General features: G+C 70.2%; 15 protein-coding genes. All 15 read left to right on the forward strand.

Translation table 11 applies throughout. From position 1 onward, the window contains the following. Window positions 1–135: 135 nt before the first annotated feature. The 15 genes from IS481_RS07215 (at window position 136) to IS481_RS07285 (ending at window position 21,654) form a co-directional block, all read left to right on the forward strand. Window positions 136–1,680, forward strand: a complete 1,545-nt coding sequence (locus tag IS481_RS07215; RefSeq protein ID WP_104358123.1) for an XrtA system polysaccharide chain length determinant — start codon at window positions 136–138, stop codon at window positions 1,678–1,680. 14 nt (window positions 1,681–1,694) lie between these two features. Next, complete coding sequence (locus IS481_RS07220) at window positions 1,695–2,636, forward strand: XrtA-associated tyrosine autokinase (protein ID WP_104358122.1); 942 nt, start codon at window positions 1,695–1,697, stop codon at window positions 2,634–2,636. A 52-nt stretch (window positions 2,637–2,688) separates the two neighbouring features. After that, window positions 2,689–4,287, forward strand: a complete 1,599-nt coding sequence (locus IS481_RS07225; RefSeq protein WP_170067477.1) for a TIGR03016 family PEP-CTERM system-associated outer membrane protein — start codon at window positions 2,689–2,691, stop codon at window positions 4,285–4,287. Window positions 4,288–4,294: 7 nt separating this feature from the next. Then, a complete protein-coding gene (locus tag IS481_RS07230; RefSeq protein WP_104358120.1) occupies window positions 4,295–6,442 on the forward strand; it encodes an XrtA/PEP-CTERM system-associated ATPase in 2,148 nt (715 codons plus the stop codon). Between the two features lie 141 nt (window positions 6,443–6,583). Continuing rightward, window positions 6,584–8,095: a lipopolysaccharide biosynthesis protein gene (locus IS481_RS07235; RefSeq protein WP_104358119.1), complete on the forward strand. Its 1,512-nt coding sequence runs from the start codon at window positions 6,584–6,586 to the stop codon at window positions 8,093–8,095. Beyond that, window positions 8,092–8,883 carry a polysaccharide deacetylase family protein gene (locus tag IS481_RS07240; protein ID WP_104358118.1) on the forward strand — a complete coding sequence of 264 codons (792 nt, stop codon included), beginning with the start codon at window positions 8,092–8,094 and terminating at the stop codon, window positions 8,881–8,883. Before IS481_RS07235 ends, IS481_RS07240 begins: the two co-directional genes overlap by 4 nt. Continuing rightward, window positions 8,880–10,055 (forward strand): glycosyltransferase family 2 protein, encoded by a 1,176-nt coding sequence (locus tag IS481_RS07245; RefSeq protein WP_104358117.1) that lies wholly within the window; start codon window positions 8,880–8,882, stop codon window positions 10,053–10,055. Before IS481_RS07240 ends, IS481_RS07245 begins: the two co-directional genes overlap by 4 nt. 7 nt (window positions 10,056–10,062) lie before the next feature. Further along, window positions 10,063–11,256: a glycosyltransferase gene (locus tag IS481_RS07250; protein WP_104358116.1), complete on the forward strand. Its 1,194-nt coding sequence runs from the start codon at window positions 10,063–10,065 to the stop codon at window positions 11,254–11,256. Next, window positions 11,240–12,430 carry a glycosyltransferase gene (locus IS481_RS07255; RefSeq protein WP_165908594.1) on the forward strand — a complete coding sequence of 397 codons (1,191 nt, stop codon included), beginning with the start codon at window positions 11,240–11,242 and terminating at the stop codon, window positions 12,428–12,430. The genes IS481_RS07250 and IS481_RS07255 overlap by 17 nt, the downstream gene beginning before the upstream one ends. Before the next feature lie 43 nt (window positions 12,431–12,473). Beyond that, entirely contained in the window at window positions 12,474–14,276 is a 1,803-nt protein-coding gene (locus tag IS481_RS07260) for an asparagine synthetase B family protein (RefSeq protein WP_232529518.1), read from the forward strand. Next, a complete protein-coding gene (locus tag IS481_RS07265; protein ID WP_170067476.1) occupies window positions 14,269–15,435 on the forward strand; it encodes a glycosyltransferase in 1,167 nt (388 codons plus the stop codon). The genes IS481_RS07260 and IS481_RS07265 overlap by 8 nt, the downstream gene beginning before the upstream one ends. A 39-nt stretch (window positions 15,436–15,474) precedes the next feature. Continuing rightward, complete coding sequence (gene asnB / locus IS481_RS07270) at window positions 15,475–17,370, forward strand: asparagine synthase (glutamine-hydrolyzing) (RefSeq protein ID WP_104358112.1); 1,896 nt, start codon at window positions 15,475–15,477, stop codon at window positions 17,368–17,370. A gap of 38 nt (window positions 17,371–17,408) precedes the next feature. Then, window positions 17,409–18,464: a polysaccharide deacetylase family protein gene (locus tag IS481_RS07275; RefSeq protein ID WP_146079550.1), complete on the forward strand. Its 1,056-nt coding sequence runs from the start codon at window positions 17,409–17,411 to the stop codon at window positions 18,462–18,464. A 15-nt stretch (window positions 18,465–18,479) separates the two neighbouring features. Then, window positions 18,480–19,814 carry an O-antigen ligase family protein gene (locus tag IS481_RS07280; RefSeq protein ID WP_104358110.1) on the forward strand — a complete coding sequence of 445 codons (1,335 nt, stop codon included), beginning with the start codon at window positions 18,480–18,482 and terminating at the stop codon, window positions 19,812–19,814. Between the two features lie 460 nt (window positions 19,815–20,274). Then, the gene (locus tag IS481_RS07285) at window positions 20,275–21,654 is read left to right on the forward strand and encodes an InlB B-repeat-containing protein (RefSeq protein ID WP_147280031.1); all 1,380 of its coding nucleotides are present in this window, start codon (window positions 20,275–20,277) and stop codon (window positions 21,652–21,654) included. Window positions 21,655–21,687: the final 33 nt, after the last annotated feature.

A 21,687-nucleotide genomic window follows, 5' to 3' on the forward strand; every position in this document is an offset into this window, starting at 1 on the left:
TGCGGGCCGTCTCCTGCCGGGACCGGCACGCCGGTCCCGTTGCGTTTGTGGCAGGCGCAGCGCAGCCGCCAGTGCGGCTGGCGCGGCAGCGCCTCGGGGTGAATGAACAAGGCCGCCATGACGGGCGGAACCAGGATGGATACGACTGAGCTTCTACGCCAGATCAGGACGATACTGCGGGGCATGTGGCGCCGGCGCTGGTGGGGCCTGGCCGCTGCGTGCGTCACGGCCGTGCTCGGTGGCGTGGTGGTGGCGGTCATTCAGGACCGCTACGAGGCCAGCTCGCGCGTCTACGTGGACACGCAGTCGGTGCTCAAGCCGCTGATGGCCGGGCTCGCCTTCCAGCCGGACATCGACCAGCAGGTGCGCATGCTGGCACGCACGCTGGTGTCGCGTCCGAACGTGGAGCGCCTGATGGACTCGCCGGAGATCGGCCTGGCACCGGCGGACCCGCGCGACCGGGAAAAGGTGCTGATGCGGCTGATGGACCGGATCAAGGTCAACCCGAGCGGTGGCGGCAACCTCTACACGATCAGCTACCGCGACACCAGTCCTGAACGGGCACGGCGCCTGGTCGAGGGCCTGGTGAACCTGTTCATGGAGTCCAGCATCGACAGCAAGGCGCGCGACTCCCAGGAGGCCAGCCGCTTCATCGACGAGCAGATCGCCGACTACGAGCGCAAGCTGGTCGAGGCGGAGAACCGCCTGAAGGACTTCAAGCTGCGCAACTTCGGCATGACCGGGGTGTCCAACCAGGATTACTTCGCGCGCATCTCCGAGCTGTCCGACCAGGTGAGCAAGCTGCGCATCGAGCTGAGCGCTGCCGAGCAGTCGCGCGACGCGTTGCGGCGCGAGCTGGCCTCCGAGGAACCCCAGCTGCCCCCGGATGCACTGCCGGCGACCGGCGGTGCGGCGATGCTGTCGGAGCTGGACACCCGCCTGGAGGCGCAGAAGCGTCAGCTCGACGAGCTGCTGCGACGCTACACCGAGGAGCACCCGGACGTGGTGGCGACGCGCCGCACGATCGCGCAGATCGAGGAGCAGCGTCTGCGCGAGGCCCAGGCCCGCGGCGACAAGCGCGGTGCGGCGACCAACCCGGTGTTCCAGCGCATCCGCATGGCGCTGGCCGAGGCCGAGGCCAACGTCGCGTCGCTGCGCACCCGGCTGGCGGCGCAGCAGGCCCAGCTGGACCAGATCCGTGCGCGGGCCTCGCGCATCCCGCAGGTCGAGGCGGAGCTGGCACAGCTGAACCGGGACTACGACGTGATCCGGCGCAACTACGAACAGCTCGTGGCCCGCCGGGAGGCCGCCTCGCTCGGGGTGAAGATCGACCAGAGCTCCCCGCTGACCGATTTCCGGCTCGTCGAGCCGGCCCGGGTCGCGCCGACCCCGGTGTTCCCCAGCCGCAAGGTGCTGGCGGTGCTGGTGGTGCTGGCGGCGATCGGCGCGGGCGTGGCCGCGACCTTCGGCCTGTCGCAACTGAGCCCGTCGTTCGACAACGAACGCACGCTGCGTGAACTGTCCGGCCGCCCGGTGCTGGGCACTGTGTCGCTGGTGCTGAGCAACGCGGCCCGGGTACAGCAGCGCCGCGCGTTGGTCGGCTTTGCCGGTGCGGTGGCGTTGTTCTTCGTGGCCAATGCGGGGTGGGTGGCCTGGGTCGCCTTCCAGAGCCGCGTGTGAGAAAGGAAGCGTCGATGAGCATCATCGAACAGGCTGCCAAGCGACTGGAGGAGCTCCGGCGCGCGGGGGTCGAGGTGCCGTGGGCGGCCGCCGGGCTGAGCCGGCAGGAGTACGACCAGCTGGTGGAGGCCGGCCAGAAGGGCGGGCAGGGCGTCGCGCTGCGGGCGGTGGCCGGCACCGCGGAAAGCCTGGCGGAGCCGCCGGGCGTGCACCGCCTCGCGGAGTCCGACCGGCGCTCGCGCAAGGTCGACCTGCCGCTCGGGATGCTGGGGCAGGCCGGCTACCTCGTGCCGGACCAGCCGCGTACCAGCCTGGCCGACGAGTTCCGCGTGATCAAGCGTCCGCTGCTGAAGAACGTGCAGGGCGAGTCGGCCGCCCCGGTGGAGCGCGCCAACCTGATCCTGGTCACCAGCGCGATGCCCGGCGAGGGCAAGACCTTCACCGCGATCAACCTGGCCCTGAGCATCGCGATGGAGGTCGACAAGACCGTGCTGCTGGTCGACGCGGACGTGGTGCGCCCGTCGCTGATGTCGCGCCTGGGGCTGGACGAGCCGGCCAAGGGCCTGCTCGACGTGCTGAACGACCCGTCGCTGGACCTGGCCGACGTGCTGCTGCGCACCAACGTGCCCAAGCTCACGCTGCTGCCCGCCGGCACGCCGTGTCCCAATTCGACCGAACTGCTCGCCAGCGCGGCGATGGAGCAGCTGTTGCAGGAGCTGGCCACGCGCTATTCGGACCGCGTCGTCGTGTTCGACGCGCCGCCGCTGCTGCCGACCACCGAGTCGCGCGTGCTGGCGTCCCGTGCCGGGCAGGTGGTGATGGTGGTCGAGGCCGACCAGACCTCGCGCAACACGGTGGCCAAGGCGTTTGCCACCGTGGAGAGCTGTCCGGTCGTGATGTCGGTGCTCAACAAGTGTTCGAATCCTGCGGGAACCTACCGCTATGGCTACTACTGAGCGTTCCGGTGCCCCCCTGCGGCGGGTGAAGCCGCTGGCCTGGTTGATTGCCATGATCTGGGCGTCGGTGGCCCAGGCCCAGCAGCCCGCCGTCCAGCAGGAGCCCGTCCAGCCGGCGCAGACCGAGCCGTTGCAGCGCCCGCCGCGCACGACGGTCTGGGCGGTGCCGTTCGACGCCGAGCAGGCCGGCGTGCCCCGTGCCTGGCGCCTGGATGCCGGCGTGTCGGCCACGCTGACCGCGACCAGCAACAGCGGGTACACCGACCGGCAGCAGTCCCGCAGCGACAGGATCCTGAACCTGGAGCCCCGGCTGTCGTTCGCGCGGCGCGGCGGGCGGGTGCGTCTGGCGGGCGACCTGTCGGCCAGCGCGCTGCACTACTTCGACGACACGCAGCCCGACCGGGTGCTGCCCCGGGCGTCGCTGAACCTGGAGTCGATGCTGGTGGACCGCTGGGTCTACCTGGACGCCTCGGCCGAGGTGGACCAGACGGCCTCCGACCCGTATGCCTCGCGCCCGGACGGTCGCTCGGCGTTCAACCAGATCACCACCCGGCGCTTCCTGGTCAGCCCGCGCATCGACCACTGGTTCACGCCGTCCCTGTCGCTGCTGGCGCGCAGCGACTTCGCCTGGACCCGCCGCAACGGCGACTACGCCGCCGACGATCCGCGACGCGACTCGCGCGAGCAGCAGCATTTCGTGCGCCTCGAGCAGCAGCCCCTGCCGCTGGGCGGCTCGCTGGAGTACGTGCACCAGGACACCCGCTATGACGGCGACGTCGATTCGGTGCTCACGCTCGACACGCTGCGTGCCGTGGTCAGCTACGCGATCACGCCGCAGCTGTCGGTCGGCATCGTGGGGGGACGCGAGCACAGCGAGTTCTCGCTGAGCGAGCACACCGACAGCCTCTACGGCGTGCGCCTGCGCTGGCAGCCGACCGAGCGCACGCTGCTGACCGGCGCGGTGGAAGACCGCTTCTTCGGCACCGGCTGGGACCTGCAGTTCACCCACCGCATGCCGTTCCTCGCGGTGCATTTCCGCTCGTTCCGCGAGCCGACCGCGCAGCCGAGCTCGCAGATCCTGGAGCCGGGTGGCGGCTCGGTGCGCAACCTGCTCGATGCCATCCTGACCACGCGGTATCCGGATCCGGTGGCGCGCGAGGAGCTGGTGCGCCGCATCATCCGCGACCTGAACCTGCCCGAGACGCTGCGCGGGCCCATCGAGGTGTTCGCCGACTACGCGCAGCTGCTGCGCGGCAACCACCTGAGCGTCGCGCTCCTGGGGCGGCGCACCACGGTGGCCGTGAACCTGTACCAGCGCCGCTACTGGCAGCTGACGCGCGAGGACGACGTGCTCGCCCCCGACCCGTCGTTCGCGTCCGACCACGAGCAGGTGGGTGCGGCGCTGGACGTGACGCGCCGCCTGACGCCGCAGACCTCGCTGGGGCTGCTGCTGCAGTATTCCCGCATCGAGGGGCTGGGTTCGCGCGAAGACGACTTCAGCCGCGAGCGCATCGTCCGCGTCACGCTGCAGCACCAGCTCTCGCCGGACACCGCCGTCACGCTCGGGGCGCGGCGACAGCTGCTGCGTTCCAACGTGTCGTCCTCGGCACGGGAGGCGGCCGCCTTCGTCGGGGTGAGCCACAGTTTCTGAGCAGACGATGTACGAATCCCACTTCGGGCTCAGCGGCCCGCCGTTCCAGCTCAATCCTGATCCGGCCTTCTACTTCGACAGCCGGGGGCACAGCAACGCGCTGGCCTACCTGAAGTTCGGCGTCTACCAGGGCGAGGGCTTCATCGTCGTCACCGGCGAGATCGGTGCGGGCAAGACCACGCTCGTGCGCACGCTGCTCGAAGGCCTGAACCCGGACCAGGTCGTGGCCGCCCAGGTGGTCAGCACGCAGCTGGAATCGGGCGACCTGCTGCGCTCCATCATCACGGCCTTCGGCATCCCGCCGCTGGGCACGACCAAGGCCCACCTGATCGCGACGCTGGAAGGCTTCCTGACCGCGCTGGCCACCAAGAACCGGCGTGCACTGCTGATCGTCGACGAAGCGCAGAACCTCAGCCTGGAGGCCATCGAGGAGCTGCGCATGCTGTCCAACTTCCAGCTGGGCAAGCATGCGCTGCTGCAGAGCTTCCTCGTCGGGCAACCCGAGCTGCGCACCCTGCTCGAGTCCAAGTCGATGGAGCAGTTCCGCCAGCGCGTCATCGCCTCGTGCCACCTGGGGCCGCTGGACGACCTGGAAACCCGGGCCTACATCGAGCACCGCATGCGCCGTGTCGGCTGGAAGGATCAGCCGCACTTCGAGCCCGACGCGTTCGCGGCGATCCACCGTTGGACCGGAGGCATCCCGCGCCGCATCAACCTGCTGTGCAACCGGCTGCTGCTGGCCTGCTTCCTGAACGGCGAGAACGACATCAGCGCCGCGCAGGTGGAGCAGACGGCACGCGAGCTGCGCGGCGAGGTGGGCGAACCGACCGTGCTGCCGCAGACCAGCCCGTCGGCGGCCAGGGTGCAGCCCGAGCCGGGGCCCGAGACCGCGCCGGCGGGGGCCGAGCCGGTGCCCGCCGTCGACCGGGAGCGTGCCTTGTCCGAGGTGGTGCGCTATCAGCTGGGGCCGGCGGGGCCGTTGCATGCGCCCCTGGTCTGCCTGATCGACGGGCCCGTGGGCTACATGAAGGCCGGTGCGCTGGCGCAGGCGCTGCGCGAGCAGGCCGAGTTGCCGGTGCTGGTGGCGGTCAACCCCGGGCCGGAATCGGCGGTCTCGGCGGCCAAGGCCCTCGACGGCGCCTTGCCGCTGCCGGCGGTCGAGATGCACCTGGGTGCCGCACCGCAGGGGTATGCCGCGATGGCCGCGCAGGCGCAGGTCCGCTTCGACGCGCTGCTGGACGAGCTGCAACCGTGCGCCGTGCTCGCGCTGGGTGCGGGCGACGCGGTGCTGGCCTGCAGCCTGGTGGCGGTCAAGCGCGGCCTGCCGCTGCTGCGCGTCGATGCCGGGGTGCGGGGCACGCACCGTCCGGCGACCGACGAGCTGAACGCGGTGCTGATGGACCGCATCGCCGAGGTGCTGTTCACGAGCAAGCTGACCGCGCACTACACGCTGTACCGGGAAGGCATCGCGTCCAGCCGCGTGCACTGCGTCGGCAGCCTGATGGAGAACGTGCTGCACGTGGCGCTCGAGCGCGCGATGTCGCCGGAGCAGGCGCTGGCCAGCGCCGCGGTGCCGGACGACTGCCTGCGTCAGCCGCAGGGCTACCTGCTGGTCACGCTGGGCCTGTCGGGGCCTGACCCGGCGCGCGAGCTGCGCGAGGTGCTGCAGGTGCTGACGCTGCTCAAGGGCGAGATCCCGGTGCTGTGGCCGGCCGATGCCTCGGTGCTGGCGACGCTGCAATCGGCCGGGATGGAGAAGCAGCTGCGCAAGTCCGGGGTCGTGCTGTTGCCCGCGTTCGGCTACCTCGAGATGGCCGCCTTGGTCCGCCAGGCCACCTGCGTGGCGCAGGGGCCGGAGGCGCGCTGGCAGGAGGAGTGTGCGACGCTGGACGTGCCGAGCTTCGTGCTGGCGGTGCGCGCCGGCCAGGACCATACGGCCGAGGAGGCCGCGGGGCTGCCGGTGGCACGCAATGCCGACCAGGCCGTGCGCGCGGTGCAGGAGGCCATCCGCATGCGCAGCCTCAAGGAAGAACAGGTCGAGGCGTACTGGGACGGTGGTCCGGCCTTGCGCATCGTGCAGCACCTGCGCAGCGTGCTGCCCCGGCAGAGCGCGGTGGTGGACGACGGCGGCGTGACCTGGTCTGCCGTCTCGTGAGCACTGCATGGGCGACCGGCATGACGACAAGGAGGCGGGAACCGGGTCGGCCAGGCGCCTGAGCGCCGCACGCCGTGCCGCACGGGCGGCGCTGCCGTGGGCCCTGGAGCCCGCGGCAGCCACCAGCGTCCCACGTACACCATGTTGAAGCGCCTGATCGTTCACGTCACCAACTATTCGGCCGGCAGCCTGCTGGTGACGCTGGCGAGCATCGTCTCGTTTCCCATCCTGACCCGCCTGCTGAGCGTCGACGAGTACGGCGTGATGAACCTCATCGCCACCGCGCTGTCGCTGCTGGTGGGCATCGCCAAGCTGGGCGTGCAGCACTCGGCGGTGCGCTTCTACAGCGAGGTGCGCACCGGCAAGCGTCCCGGCGTCGACATGGACGGGTATGCGGCCACCGTGGTGTACGGGATGGGCGCGCTCGGGTTGATCGCCACGCTGCTGTGGGCGGCGGCCAGCCAGCTGGTGCCCGACGCCTTCTGGAACGACGAGCGGCTCAAGCCGCTGATGCTGTTGACGGCCTGCCTGGTCTTCGTGCGCGTGGTCGACAGCGCCTTCATCAACCAGCTGCGCGCCGAGGAGCGCAGCCGCGAGATCACGGTCTACAGCGTGATCCGGCGCTATGCGGGGCTGGCCCTGCTGCTGTTCGTGCTGTTCTTCGTGGCGCGCAACCTGTGGGGCTTCTACGTCGCGACCATCGTCGGCGAAGCGCTGGCGACGCTGGGGCTGGTGGCGTGGATGTGGAAGCGGCTGCAACCCCGGCCACGCGATTTCGATGCGCCGCTGTTCAAGGCCATGCTGGCGTTCGGCATCCCGATGATCGGCTACGAGCTGGCGTCGATCGTGCTGTCGATGGGGGATCGCTACGTGATCCAGGCCATGATGGGCGCGGAGCCGCTGGGTTACTACTCGGCGGCCTACAACCTGTGCGACTACGTGCGCGCGATCTTCCTGGCCTCCTTCGGTGCCGCAGTGCTGCCGATGTACGTGCGGCTGTGGGAGGAGAAGGGGCGCGACGAGACCGCGGCCTTCCTGCGCCGCTTCATGCACGTCTACGTGATGGTCGCCATGCTGGTGGTGGCCGGGCTGTCGGCGGTGGGCCCGGAGCTGATCGCGTTGCTGGCCTCGGACAAGTACCGCGCCGGTGCGCAGGTCGTGCCCTACGTGATCGGCGGCATGGCGCTCGACGGGCTGGTGATGGTCGCGGGCGCGGGCCTGTACATCGAGAAGCGGACCCGGACTGCCGCCTTGCTGGTGATGGGCACGGCCGTGCTCAACATCGCCCTCAACGTCGTGCTGATCCCGTCCTGGGGGCTGGTCGGCGCGGCGCTGGCGACGCTGGTGGCCTATGCCGTGCTGCTGGGGCTGTCGATGTGGGCCGGGCGGCGCTGCCTGGCCGTCTCGTTGCCGCCGCTGTCGCTGCTCAAGTTCGGCGGCATCGCGCTGCTGATGTATGCCGCCCTGATGCGGATCGCGGTGAGTGGCGACTTCGCGACGCTGGTGCTGCGCATGGCTGCCGGCGCGCTGATCTACGTCTCGCTGACGCTGGCCGTCGACGCGCCGGCGCGTCAGCTGGTCGTCCAGGGCTGGCAGCGGCTGCGCCACGGCGGCGCAGCGCCTGCCGCCGCGGTCCATACGGAGGCACCATGAACCGCAGCGTGACCGTCCTGATGTACCACGCGGTGAGCGATGCGCCGGCACGTGACGCCGGGGCCGACCCGCACTACGCGGTGTCGCGCGAGCAGTTCCGCCGGCACCTGCAGGTGGTGGCCGCAGCCGGCGCGCGTGCGGCCAGCGTGCTGGAGCTGCTCGAGCAGCCGCAGGTGCGCCAGCGGCGTGTCGCCTTCACCTTCGACGACGGGCACGTCAGCAATGCCGACGCCGCGGCCGACCTGCTCGCGCACGGCGGCGCGGCGGACTTCTTCGTCAACCCGAGCACGGTCGGCACGCGCCACCACCTGAGCTGGGCCGCGCTGCGCGACATGGCCGAGGCCGGGATGTCGATCCAGTCGCACGGTCAGCACCATCGCTACCTGGACGAGCTCTCGCCGCGCGAGGTCGAGGCCGAGCTGGCCGAATCCAAGCGCGAGATCGAGGACCGGCTGGGCCGTCCGGTGACGCTGTTCGCGCCGCCTGGCGGCCGGGTCGCGCCGGGGCTGGGCGCGCTGGCCGAGCGCCTCGGCTACCGCGCCGTCTGCAGCTCCCGCGTGGGGCTGTGGCAGCCTGGCCGCGGCAGCTGGGACGTGCCGCGGCTGGCGGTGCTGGCCACCACCTCGACGGCGCAGCTGCGCCGCTGGGTCGAACAAAGCGGCTGGGAGCTCGCGGTGCGCCAGCTGCGCTATCAGGTGCTGGCTGCCGCCAAGCGCACGCTCGGCAACGGAGGCTACGAGCGCCTGCGCCGGGTGCTGCTGGGCGGCGCGGGGGAGGGGGGGCGATGAGCGAGGTGCTGTTCTGGCTTGCGCTGGTCGTGCTGGCATACACCTACGCCGGTTACCCGGTGCTCGTCTGGCTGTGGGCCCGCTTGGCCCCGAAGCCGGTGGCTCGCGCGGACGTGCGCCCCTCGGTCGCGATCGTCGTGGTGGCGCACAACGAGGCCGCACGCATGCGCGACAAGCTCGAGACCTGCCTGGCGCAGGACTACGCCGGGCCGATGCGCGTCGTGGTGGCCTCGGACGGATCCACCGACGGCATGAACGAGCTGGTCGAGTCCTTCCGTGACCGCGGCGTCACCCTGCTGCCGTTCCCGCAGCGGCGCGGCAAGGCGGCTTGCCTGAACGATGCGGTGGCCGCCTGCGACGAGGAGGTGATCGTCTTCACCGACGCCCGCCAGCGCCTCAACCCGCAGGCCGTGCGCTGCCTGGTCGAGAACCTGGCCGATCCCGGGGTGGGGGCGGTCAGTGGCGAGCTGGTGTTCGTCTCCGACGACATGACGCCGTTCGCCGAAGGGGTGGATGCCTACTGGCGCTACGAGAAGTTCATTCGCCGTCAGGAAGCCCGGTCGCATTCGGTGGTGGGCGTGACCGGCGCGCTCTATGCGCTGCGCCGCGCGAACTTCCGGCCGATCCCGCCGCAGGCGGTGCTGGACGACGTCGCCATTCCCATGCAGGTGGTCGCACAGGGGCTGCGCGTGGTGTTCGAGCCGCGCGCCCACGCCTACGACCGGCCATCGCGCGCACCGCAGCAGGAACGGCTGCGCAAGGTGCGCACGCTGGCCGGGAACTTCCAGCTGATGGCGTTGTACCCGCAGCTGCTGCTGCCCTGGCGCAACCCGATCTGGTGGCAGTTCGTCTCGCACAAGCTGATGCGCCTGGTCGCGCCGCTGGAGATGCTGGTGCTGCTGCTGGCGAACCTCGCGCTGCTGCCGGCCGGGCGCTTCTACCAGGCGTGCTTCGCGCTGCAGCTGCTGGGCTACGCGCTGCCGCTGCTGGGGGCGCTCGTCCCGGCGGTCGGGCGCTGGAAGCCGACCAAGATCGCGCGCGCCTTCCTGCTGCTGAACTGGTGCGTGGTGCTCGGTGCGCGCGAGTTCCTGTTCAACAAGAACGCGCACCTGTGGCATTCGCGGCCGCAGGCCGGCAGCGCGGCGTCGACCGGCATGCAACCGCCGAGGTGAGGGTGAGGTGAGAGTCGTCTACTTCGTGTCGCTGTTTCCCTGCTGGTCGGAGACGTTCATCGTGCGCGAGCTGCACGAGCTGATGCGGCTCGGCGTGGACGTGCGCATCGTCTCGCTGAAGGACCCGGAGGAAAAGCTGGTCCAGTCCGACGCGCAGGCGCTGCTGGATCGCGTCAGCTACCCGGTGCGGGGCTGGCGTGGGGCGTGGAACGTGCTGCGCGCGGTCGCGGGCCGGCCGTGGCAGACGCTCAAGGAACTGGCAGCCATCGTCGGCCAGCTGATCGGACGCCCGGAGGAACTGGCGAAGAGCCTGGTGGTGTGGTGGCGTGCGCTGGCGCTGGCACCGGTGGTGCGCGGGCTGCGCCCCGATCACCTGCACGCGCACTGGGCCACCTATCCGTCGACCGCGGCGATGTTCGTCTCGCAGCGCATCGGTGTGCCGTTCAGCTTCACCGCGCATGCGCACGACATCTTCCTGCATGACCACCTGCTCGCGCGGAAGATCCGCACCGCGGCGTTCGGGGTGACGATCTCCGAGTTCAACGTGCGGTTCCTCGCCGAGCGCCTGCGGGCGCCGGTGCACGAGCGCCTGCGCATCGTGCACTGCGGCGTCACGCCGGCCGAGATCCCGTTCCGGCCGGACGGGCGCGAACCGGGGCTGATCCTTGCGGTCGGCCGGCTCGACGAGATCAAGGGCTTCAGGCACCTGGTCGATGCCTGCGTCCTGCTGCAGGCCTGGGGCGTGCCGTTCCAGTGCCTGGTGATCGGGGAAGGGCGGCTGCGCGGGGCGCTGGAGCAGCAGATCGCTGCGCACGGGCTGCAGGAGCGCGTGCACCTGCCCGGCGCCTGCCGGCAGGAGGAGGTGCGTGAGCACCTCTACCGCGCCAGCGTGTTCGCGCTGCCGTCGGTGGTGACCGACCGCGGCGACCGCGACGGCATCCCCGTCGCCTTGATGGAGGCCATGGCCAGTGGCACGCCGGTGGTGTCGACGCGGGTGTCGGGCATCCCCGAGCTGGTCGAGCACGAGGTCAGCGGCCTGCTGGTGCCGCCCGGCGATGCCGAGAGCCTGGCGCGCGCACTGCAGCGGCTGCTGACCGAGCCGGCGCTCGGTGCGCGGCTGGCGCACCACGCCCGCCAGACCGTCGAGCGGGATTTCGATGTCGCGAAGGAGGCGCGCAAGCTCTATGAAGCCTTCGCCTGAACGCCTGGCTGGCGGCATCGAGCGCCTGCGCGTGCTGCTGCTGACCGACGAGATGGAGGTCGGCGGCACCCAGCGGCAGATCGTCCACCTCGCGAAGGGCCTGGACCGTCGGCGCTTCGATCCGACGGTGCTGTACTTCCGCAACCGGTCGTTCTTCGTCGACGACCTGGAAGCGGCCGGCGTGCCGGTGATCCAGGTCGAGAAGCGCGGTCGCGTCGACCTGCGCTTCGTGCACGAGCTGGCGGCGCGACTGCGGGCAGGGCGCTACGACGTGCTGCACTGCTTCGCGTTTTCCGGTGAGCTGTGGGGCGCGGTGGCGCGCCGGCTGCTGCCCCGCGCGCAGCGGCCCGCGCTGCTGTCGTCGGTGCGCGGCACCTACGAGTGGTACCGGCCGCTGCACTGGCGCATCAAGCGCTGGGTGTCCGCGCAGTCGTGTGCGGTCGTGGCGAACTCGGTCGCCGGGGCTGCCTACGCGCGCGAGCGCATGTCGCTGGCCGAGGACGCGATCGACGTGATCTACAACGGCGTCGAGGTGCCGGCCGGGGCGGAAGACGCGGCCCAGGCGCTGCGGCGCGAGCTGGCGGGCGAGGGCGAGGCGCTGGGGCTGTTCGTCGGGCGCCTGGTCGAGCACAAGAACCTGCCGACGCTGCTGCGCGCCTGCGCGCTGCTGCGCGAGCGCGGCGTCATGCTGCGCGTGGCCCTGGCCGGCGACGGGCCGTTGCGCGCGCAGCTCGAGGAGGACATCCGTGCCGCCGGCCTGGAGGGGCGCGTGCGGCTGCTCGGCCAGCGTTCCGACGTCGCGGCCCTGATGCGTGCGGCCGACTTCGTGGTGCTGCCCTCCCTACGTGAGGGGCTGTCGAACGTCATTCTCGAAGCCATGATGTGCGGCAAGCCGGTGATCGCCTCGCGCGCGGGCGGCAACGTGGAGCTGGTCGAACACGACCGCACCGGGTTGCTGTTCGAGACCACCAGCGCCGAGGCGCTGGCCGACGCGATGCAGTCGCTGGTCGAGGATCCCGCACGGCGGCAGCGGCTGGCCGAGGCGGGCCGGGCGCGCGCCGAGGAACGCTACAGCGTGCCCGCGATGGTGCGCGCCTACGAGCAACGGTATGTCGAGGCCGCCGCGCTGCGCGGGGCGGCTGCGGCGTGGTCATCAAGAACAACGCTGGGGTGAGGACATGTCAGGGCCTTTGGGCGAATTCCTGGTTTGCGTGAGCATGGCGTCGGCGACGCCGGCACTGGACCGCTTGCGAGATCCCGCGCGCTGGCCGTCGTGGCAAGGCGCGCCGTCGGACATCCGCTTCAGCGCTCCGGCACCCGGGGTGTCGGTGTGGACGCGCGGGGAGGTGCGCGAGTCGCTGGAGGGCTCGCGCGGCGGCATCGGGCTGGCCATCGAGCCCGGCGGCGCCGGCGATCCGGCGGGCGCGGCGCTGCAGCGCTGGCGTGGCGAGGCGCGCTGGAGCAATGCCGGCTTGCGCGGGCGGTACGCCTACGTGCTGTGGGATGCCGATGCGCGGCGCGTGCACGCCTGCGTCGACCCGTTCCGCACCTATCCGATCTACCACGCCACGGTCGGCGACTGCCTGCTGGTGGCCAGCGACCTGCGGCTGATCCTGGCCACGGGCCTGCTGGAGGCGCGGGTCTCGGTGGGGGCGCTGTACCACTACCTGAACTTCTCCTACATCCCGGCGCCGTACTGTGCGATCGAGGGCGTGGCCAAGCTCCCGGCCGGGCATGCCCTCGAAGGGCGGCCCGGCGCGACGCGCGTCTTCAAGCATTGGGACGCGGTCTACCCGGCCGACCTGCGCGGCAGCGACGAGGAGCGCGCGGCCGAACTGCGGCAGCGCATGATCGAGGCCGTGTCCGGCTTCCGCCCGGCGGGCGAGACGAGCTGGGGCACCTTCCTCAGCGGGGGGACCGACAGCTCCAGCATCGCCAGCATCCTGTCGCGCAGCGCCGCACCGCAGAAGGTGACGAGCTTCTCGATCGGCTTCGCCGAGGAAGGCTATGACGAGCTGGGCTATTCGCGCCTGGCTGCGCAGTGCTTCGGGCTGGACGCGCGCGAGCGCAAGGTCGGCGAGGCCGACGCGCTGGAAGCGATCCCGCGCCTGGTCGAGGCCTTCGACGAGCCGTTCGGCAACTCCTCGGCCATTCCCACCTACTACTGTGCCGACCTGGCGGCGCAGCACGGGGTGCGCCTGCTGGTGGCGGGCGATGGCGGCGACGAGATCTACGGCGGCAACGAGCGCTACCGCAAGGACCAGATCTTCGAGTGGTTCCACCGCGCCCCCGGCATCGTCCGCGGCGCCGGCCGCGTGGTGGCCGGGGCGCTCAAGGGCGTGGACACGCGCCTTGCGAACCGCATCAAGAACTTCGTCTACCGCGGCTCGCTGCCCAACCCGGACCGCTTCTACAGCGACGACTCCTTTGCCTCCGACCACTTCGACGCGCTGCTGAGCGACGGCTTCCGCGCCCAGGTCGGGCGCGAGGACTCGCTGGACGTGCAGCGCGAGATCTACCGCGCCGCGCAGGCCGACTGCAACCTGCACCGCCTGATGTACCTGGACCTGAAGATGACGATCGCGGACAACGACGTCGTCAAGGTGGTGCGCTCGTCGCGGCTGAGCGGCACGCAGGTGGTGTTCCCCTACCTGGACCCGACGTTGATCGAGTTCACCGGCCGCCTGCCCGGCAGCGACAAGGTGCGGGGGCTGGAGAAGCGCTACCTGTTCAAGCGCGCGACCGAGGACATCCTGCCGGTGGAGATCCGGCAGAAGAAGAAGCAGGGCTTCGGCCTGCCGGTCAGCGTGTGGATGCGCCGTCCCGGACCGTTCCGCGACATGGTCCACGACATCCTGTTTTCGCCGCGGGCCACCGGCCGCGGGTATTTCCAGCCGGGGCACGTGGAGCACCTGATGAAGCGCCACGAGCGAGGTGCGTGGGACCACGCCTCCGAGCTCTACATCCTCCTGATGCTCGAGCTGTGGCATCGGCACTACATCGATGGTCAACATGGATAAGGCCGGCGCTTCCGTGCTGATGGTGCTGGAGAGCGTGTTCCCGAGCCAGGGCGGGGGCGGGGCCGAGTCGCAGGTCCGTACGCTCGGCCGGCACATGATGGGCCATCGCCTCGACGTGTCGGTGGTCGTGCCGATGGTGTCCTACGGGCCGCAACGCGAGCAGGACCACGTCGACGGCATCGCCGTGGTGCGCCTGGCGTACCCGAAGCTGCCGATCCTGGGCGCGCTGTCGATGCTGGGCAAGCTGTGCTGGTTGCTGTACCGGCGCCGCCGCGAGTACGCGGTGATCCATGCCCACATCGCCGGCAACATGGCTGCGGTCAGCTGCCTGATGGGGCGCCTGCTCGGCAAGCCGGTGGTCGTCAAGCTGACCGGCATGACCGAGATGCAGGGCGGCATCCTCGACCCGCGGCCGTCGTGCGTGACGCGGCTGAAGAAGCTGGCGCTGCGCTGTGCCAGCTACTACCAGGCCACCAGCTCGCGCATCGGCCGCATGCTGGTCGACAGCGGCTTCGACCACGCCAAGGTGCGCCTGATCCCGAACGCGGTGGACACCGACCGCTTCGCGCGGGTCGAGCGGGACTTCGACCTGCGGCAGCAGCTGTGCGGCGACCGGCCGCTGGCCGGCATCTACGTCGGCCGGCTGGTGCCGGAGAAGGGGCTGGAGCTGCTGCTCGACGGCTGGGCGCGCGTGTTCCGGGACCGTCGCGATGCCACGCTGATCCTGGTCGGCGACGGCCGGCTGCGCGGGCCGCTGGCCGAGCGCGCCCAGACGCTGGGCATTGGCGACCAGGTGCGCTTCGTCGGGCCGAGCGACTCGGTCGAGCGTTACCTGGCGGTGGCCGATTTCGGCGTGCTGACCTCGCTCAGCGAAGGCCTGTCCAACACCCTGCTCGAGTACATGGCCGCCGGCTTGCCGGTGGTCGGGTCGCGGGTCAGCGGCACCGAGGACTTCGTCAAGTCGGGCGAGACCGGCTGGCTGTTCGAGCCGGGCGACCTCGACGACTTCGAGCGGGCGATGCGCGCCGTCGCCGACGCACCGGCCGGGGTACTCGCCCACATGGGCGAGGAGGCCCGCAAGCTGGTGGTCTCGCGGGCGTCGATCGCAGCGGTGGTGGACCAGCTCACCCACCTTTACGGAATGTTTCCAATTGCCTGAAGCCGGGAAGACGGGGACGATGATGGCAAGGAGTACTGCATGTGCGGCATAGCTGGGCTGTATACGCTGGATGAGACCCGTCCGGCCGACCCGTCGATCGTCGACGCGATGTGCCGCATGATCGTGCACCGCGGGCCGGACGACCAGGGGGTGCACGTGCACGGCGGGGCCCAGATCGGCATGCGGCGCCTGAGCATCATCGACCTGGCCAGCGGCCACCAGCCCATCCACAACGAGGAGCGCACCGTCTGGGTGGTCTTCAACGGCGAGATCTACAACTTCCGCGAGCTGCGCCGCGAGCTGGAGGCGCTGGGCCACCGCTTCTACACGCAGACCGACACCGAGTGCATCGTGCATGCCTACGAGCAGTACGGCGAGGACTGCTTCCGTCGGCTGCGCGGCATGTTCGGCATCGCGATCCTCGACCTGCGCGAGCGCAAGCTGGTGCTGGCGCGCGACCGCCTGGGCAAGAAGCCGCTGTACTACACGACGACGCCCGACGGCACGCTGGCCTTCGCGTCGGAGCTCAAGTGCCTGTATGCGGTGCCGGGCTTCTGGCCGCGCATCTCGGCGGAGGCCACGCACGATTACTTCGCGCTCGGCTACGTGCCGGCGCCGGCGTCGATCTACGAGGGGGTGCACAAGCTGCCCCCGGCGCATTACCTGGTCGTGCGGCAGGGGCAGGTGTCGGTGCAGCGCTACTGGCAGCTCGACTTCGGGCCGAAATGGCAGGCCGGCGAGGCCGAGCTGAAGGGCCAGCTGCTCGAGAAGCTGGAGGACGCGGTGCGCGCCCGCCTGGTCAGCGACGTGCCGTTCGGCGCGTTCCTGAGCGGCGGCATCGACTCGAGCGTGGTGGCGGTGCTGATGGCGCGCAACCTCGCCGCACCGGTCAAGACCTTCACGATCGGCTTCAAGGAGGCTGCCTTCAACGAGCTGCCCGATGCGCGTTCGGTGGCGACCCACATCGGTGCGGACCACCATGAGCTGATCGTCGAAGCCGACGCGGTCGGCCTGCTCAAGGACCTGGTCTGGTACTTCGACGAGCCGTTCGGCGACTCGTCCGCGATCCCGACCTACCTCGTCTCGCGGCTGGCGGCGCAGCACGTGAAGATGGTGTTGTCCGGCGACGGGGGCGACGAACTGTTCGCCGGCTACGAGCGCTACCGCAGGTTCCAGCGCCTGGACGCCTTCGCGCGCGGCACGCTGGGCCTGGGCGGCACGGCCCTGCGCGCCGCCTCGCTCGTTGCGGGCAAGGCGCGCGGCGTGCGGCTGCGGCGCATTGCCGACCGGGTCGACCAGCCGTACCCGCAGCGCTACCTCTCGGGCGTGGCACTCAACACCGCGGCCGACCTGCGCATGCTGCTGGTCCCGGAGGTGGCCGGCAACGACCCGTTCGTGCGCGTCAGCGACCGCTTCACGCGTGCCGACATCGCCGACCCGATGGAGAAGATCCTCGCTGGCGACATCGACACCTACCTGGCCGACGACATCCTGGTCAAGGTCGACCGCATGACGATGGCCAACTCGCTCGAAGCCCGCTCGCCGCTGCTGGACCACGAACTGCTCGAGTTCGCCGCGCGCCTGCCGTTGGACCTCAAGCTGCGCAACGGTTCGGGCAAGTACCTGCTCAAGCAGGTCGCCCGCGACCTGCTGCCGGCGGCGGTGCTCGACAAGCCCAAGCAGGGCTTCGCGATCCCGGTGGCCAAATGGTTCCGGGAGGACCTGCGCGAGCTGATGCTGGACACGCTGGCCGACCGGCGCTTCCGTGAGCGGGGCATCTTCAACACGGCCGGGGTGCGGCGCTGCATGGAGCTGCACCTGGCCGGCTCGCACGACTACAGCGAGCCTTTGTGGCTGCTGCTCACCTACGAGATGTGGGCGCGACGGTTCATCGACGGCGGCGTGCAGGCCCGGCCGGTGCCGGTGGCCGCCTGACAGGCACAGCAAGCGATCGGAGAGGGTTGGAGGTCCAGATGCTGGCGCGGTATGCGAAGACGTTCGTGAAGGCCACGGTGTCGCCGGTGGTCGATGCATTGGGGGTGTACGACCGCCGCATCGCTGCCGCCGCCGGAGGTGCCGGGCACTGGACGATCCTGATGTACCACCGCGTCATCGCCGACCCGGCCGCTGATCCCTTCCGGCTCGGCATGTGCGTGCGCCGCGACCGCTTCGAAGCGCAGATCGCCTGGCTGCGGCGCCACTTCAACGTCATCGGGCTGCGCGAGGCGGTCGACCGGCTGGAACGCGGCGAACCCTTGCCCGAGCGGGCCCTGTCGGTCACCTTCGACGACGGCTACCGGGACAACCTGGACGTCGCGCTGCCCATCCTGGAGGCGCACGGCGTGCCGTTCACGCTGTTCGTGCCGACCGGCGGGCTGGACACCGACGAGCAGCTGTGGTGGGACCGCGTCATCGCCGCGCTGGCCGGCACCGGGCGCGAGACGCTGGACACCGGGGCGCTGGACCTGCCCGGGCAGCCCGTGCGGCTGTCGCTGTCGTCCTGGCGCCGTGCGATCACTGCCGAGGAGGTGCTGCAGCGCCTCTGGACGCTGCCGATCGACGAGACCCTGGCCGCGGTGGAGCGCATCGAGCGGGTGCTCGGCCCGGCGGTGCGGCCGGTGGTGCGCGCGCAGCGGCTGAGTTCGGCGCAGATCCGGGAGATGCACCGCCGCGGCGTGGAGATCGGCGCCCACTCGGTGCGCCATCCCAACCTGCAGCTGGTGTCCTGCGTCCACGAGCTGCAGCGCGAGATGACGGTCTCGCGCCAGCAGCTGGAAGCCCTGTGCCAGGCGCCGATCGACGGCTTCGCCTATCCCGGCGGCCGCATGAACGCGGACACGGTGGCGGCCGCACGTGCGGTGGGCTTCCGCTACGCCGTGGCCACGATCAGCGCCGTCAACCGGGCGCCGTACGAGCGCTTCCAGCTGTGCCGCATCGGGATGCCCGATGCGCCGCTGGCGGATTTCAAGCGCGCCTTCAGTACCAGCATGACGCGCCAGGAGGCAGGGCGGCATGCCTTCACGGCCTGAGTACGGAGACTGTGCATGACGGCATTGCGCCTGCTGCTGGCGGCGATCATCGTCTACCTGCCCAACCAGCAGCTGTTCAGGTTCGAGTTCACGGTCAAGGGGCTGAACGTCCTGAACATGCTGTTCCTGCTGTCGCTGCTGCTGATGCTGGCCTTCAAGCCGAAGACCCGCACCCCGGCGCCGCTCAAGGGGCCGTTCTGCTTCTTCTTCACGGTGCTGGTCTGGGCCTTCCTGGTCGGGATCGTCAGCGACCCGTCCGAGTGGGTGAACGACCTCACGGTGCTGAAGAACAGCATCTTCTACATGCTGCTGTTCTTCCTCTTCTACCACGGCGCCAACGACATGAAGACGGTGCGCTTCCTGTTCGCCGTCGTGCTGTTCGTGACCTTCATGGCCTCGTTCCAGGGGCTGCGGCAGGCACTGGACTACGGCATCACGACCTACAACGAGACGCGCCGCGTCTCGGCGCCGTTCGGCTGGCACTACAGCAACGCGAACCGCGCGGCCATCTTCTTCGTGATCTTCCTGCCGATGTTCGCCTCGGTGGCACTGTTCTACCGGTCGAAGCCGCTGTACCGGCTGGTCGCGGCCGGCTGCCTGGCGCTCGGGGTGTTCGTCGTGTTCTTCACCTATTCGCGCCAGGCCTACTTCATCCTCGCCCTGGTGGCCTTTCTGCTGTCCGTGCGCCGCAGCCTGTTCATCGCGGCCATGATCGCGGTCGCCGTCCTGACCTTCGAGTCGTGGGCACCGGAAACCGCGGTGGAGCGGGTCCGGTCGACCACGCAGCAGGAGGCCGACCGTCCCCCGCGGCCGGACGCCGAGCGCGAGCAGGCGTTCGACGAGAGCACCGAGAGCCGCTTCATCATCTGGAGCGGCGCCGCGCAGCTGTTCCTGGAGCGTCCGTGGGGCATCGGCCTGAACCATTTCAAGCGGGAGATCGGCGCCTACGTGCCGCAGTACCGCAACATGGACGCGCACAACTTCTACGTGCTGATCAACACCGAAGCCGGCTTCCTGGGGCCGGTGGCCACGCTGGTGCTGCTGTTCTCGCTGTGGCGGCTGGGACGGCGCGTGGAGAAGGTCGACGACAGCCCCGAGTCCCGCGTGCTCGGGGTGGGCTTCTCGATGGCGGTGGTCGCTGTGGTGTTCGGCAACATCTATGGCAGCCGCTTCCTCGACGGCGACGTGATGGGCAACTTCTGGATCCTGGCCGGCATCGTGGCGCGCTACTACACGCTGGTGCGGGAAACCCAGGCCGAGGCGGCACGCGCGACCGCCCCGTCCGCCGCCTCGCCGTCCCGCGCGAGCGCCCCACCAGCCTGGGAGGCCGGGTCTGCCGGCGCGAAATAACGCACGCCGGTCGTGTCAGACTCCTTCGAACATGTAACAGACCCTGCCACCGGCTTCGCGCGTCGGGCAGGGCGGAGCCGCCATCCGTTCCGACGGACGGACCCTCGCATCTCCGGGTTTGTGCGGATGGTGGACAGGCCGGAGCAGGTTTCGTTTAGTTACATCGACCGGTGCGGCGCGGGCACCATCGCGGCTGAAGGGGGGACGGCGCAGCCTGCTGCACGCCGGGGTCGCGTGTCGTGACGTGGCCTGCAAGGCGAGGGTCTCCCACCACCATGCCATGTCGTTGATCACTGCTGCCATCCGTTCGGCCAGTCTCGCTGCTTTGCTCCTCGGCCTCGCCGCCTGCGGCGGGGGCGGTGGTGCGTCGGCGGATGCGGGAGGGCCCGGGGAGGGCCGTGCGGCGGCGCTGGACGTGCAGGTCCAGGGTGGCGGCACCGTGTCCGTGCAGCCGGGGGGTGTGTCCTGCGACGACGGCAGCGCCTGCCACGAGGAGTACGAGCCCGGCACCGAGGTCACGTTGACTGCCCGCGCGCAGCCCGGCTACCAGCTGGCCGGCTGGACCGGGGTGCCTTGTCCCGCTTCGTCGACGACCTGCACCGTGGCGCTCGAGCAGCCCGCGTCGGTGACCGTCCAGTTCGCGCCGCAGGCCACCGCGCGCAGTGCCTGCGCGGACATCTACAAGGCCGGCTTCAACCTGGTCAGCGGGACCGCCGTGCACGCCATTCCGTCACTGCCGCGTCCGGCCAAGGGCCAGCCCTTTGCCGATCCCACCTACAAGACCTGCGTGGTGCGCGTGACCGACCACGCCAGGGAGCCCCCGCAGGACTTTGCCCGCAACGACTACTCGCGCCGGCAGGCCTTCAACGCGGACGGCAGCCGGCTGATCGTCTACGCCTACGACGGATCCTGGCATCTCTACGACGCCAACAGCTACGCGCACCTGCGCCGCCTCGACGGTCCGGCCGGCGACGCCGAGCCGCAATGGCATCCGACCAATCCGGACCTGCTGTACTACCTCCCGACCAACGGCGGGCTGACGGTGCACGAACTGAACGTGTCGACCAACACCAGCCGCGTGGTGGGCAACCTGCGCGGGCGGCTGCCCTGGCCCGACGTGGCGCGCCTGTGGACCAAGTCGGAGGGCTCGCCCTCGGCCGACGCGCGCTACTGGGCGTTCATGGCCGAAACCTCGAACTTCGCCCCGCGCGGCATCGTGGTGTGGGACCGGGTGACGGACACCATCGTCGCGACGATGGACAACAACGAGCGCCCGGACCACCTGAGCATGAGCCCGTCGGGCAACCACGTGGTGGTGTCGTGGCTGAACCGGGTGGTGGCGTACGACCGCAACCTCAAGAATCCCCGGACGCTGCAGGCCAGCAGCGAGCATTCGGACATCGCGCTGGCTCCGAACGGCGACGACGTCTACGTGTCGGTGGACTACAAGGCCAACGACGGTGCGGTGTTCATGGTCAACCTGCGCACCGGCGAGCGGACGAACCTGTTCCCGAGCTACATCAGCGGCACCGCGACGGCGATGCATTTCTCCGGCAAGGCGTTCGACAAGCCGGGCTGGGTGCTGGTGTCGACCTACGGCAACTACGGCGGTGCATTGCAGTGGCTGCACCGCAAGATCTTTGCAGTCCAGCTGGCAGCCAACCCGAAGATTTACCAGATCGCCCACACGCACGTGGTCGACAACGGTTATTGGACGGAACCTCAGGCCTCTGTCAGTCGTGACTTCCGGAAAATTCTTTTTACTTCCAATTGGGAAGTCAATACAAACAAAGACGTGGATGCTTATATGATCGAACTGCCTGAGGGGGCATTGAAATAAATACGGTCGGCAGCTCCGGTGTGTGTCGCCGCA

It is taken from the genome of Caldimonas thermodepolymerans (genome assembly GCF_015476235.1).
GTDB lineage: Bacteria > Pseudomonadota > Gammaproteobacteria > Burkholderiales > Burkholderiaceae_C > Caldimonas > Caldimonas thermodepolymerans.

Coding starts and splice junctions, on each gene's coding strand:
- IS481_RS07215 (WP_104358123.1), top strand. CDS start 136: ATGGATACGACTGAGCTTCTACGCCAGATCAGGACGATACTGCGGGGC.
- IS481_RS07220 (WP_104358122.1), top strand. CDS start 1,695: ATGAGCATCATCGAACAGGCTGCCAAGCGACTGGAGGAGCTCCGGCGC.
- IS481_RS07225 (WP_170067477.1), top strand. CDS start 2,689: ATGATCTGGGCGTCGGTGGCCCAGGCCCAGCAGCCCGCCGTCCAGCAG.
- IS481_RS07230 (WP_104358120.1), top strand. CDS start 4,295: ATGTACGAATCCCACTTCGGGCTCAGCGGCCCGCCGTTCCAGCTCAAT.
- IS481_RS07235 (WP_104358119.1), top strand. CDS start 6,584: ATGTTGAAGCGCCTGATCGTTCACGTCACCAACTATTCGGCCGGCAGC.
- IS481_RS07240 (WP_104358118.1), top strand. CDS start 8,092: ATGAACCGCAGCGTGACCGTCCTGATGTACCACGCGGTGAGCGATGCG.
- IS481_RS07245 (WP_104358117.1), top strand. CDS start 8,880: ATGAGCGAGGTGCTGTTCTGGCTTGCGCTGGTCGTGCTGGCATACACC.
- IS481_RS07255 (WP_165908594.1), top strand. CDS start 11,240: ATGAAGCCTTCGCCTGAACGCCTGGCTGGCGGCATCGAGCGCCTGCGC.
- IS481_RS07260 (WP_232529518.1), top strand. CDS start 12,474: ATGGCGTCGGCGACGCCGGCACTGGACCGCTTGCGAGATCCCGCGCGC.
- IS481_RS07265 (WP_170067476.1), top strand. CDS start 14,269: ATGGATAAGGCCGGCGCTTCCGTGCTGATGGTGCTGGAGAGCGTGTTC.
- asnB (WP_104358112.1), top strand. CDS start 15,475: ATGTGCGGCATAGCTGGGCTGTATACGCTGGATGAGACCCGTCCGGCC.
- IS481_RS07275 (WP_146079550.1), top strand. CDS start 17,409: ATGCTGGCGCGGTATGCGAAGACGTTCGTGAAGGCCACGGTGTCGCCG.
- IS481_RS07280 (WP_104358110.1), top strand. CDS start 18,480: ATGACGGCATTGCGCCTGCTGCTGGCGGCGATCATCGTCTACCTGCCC.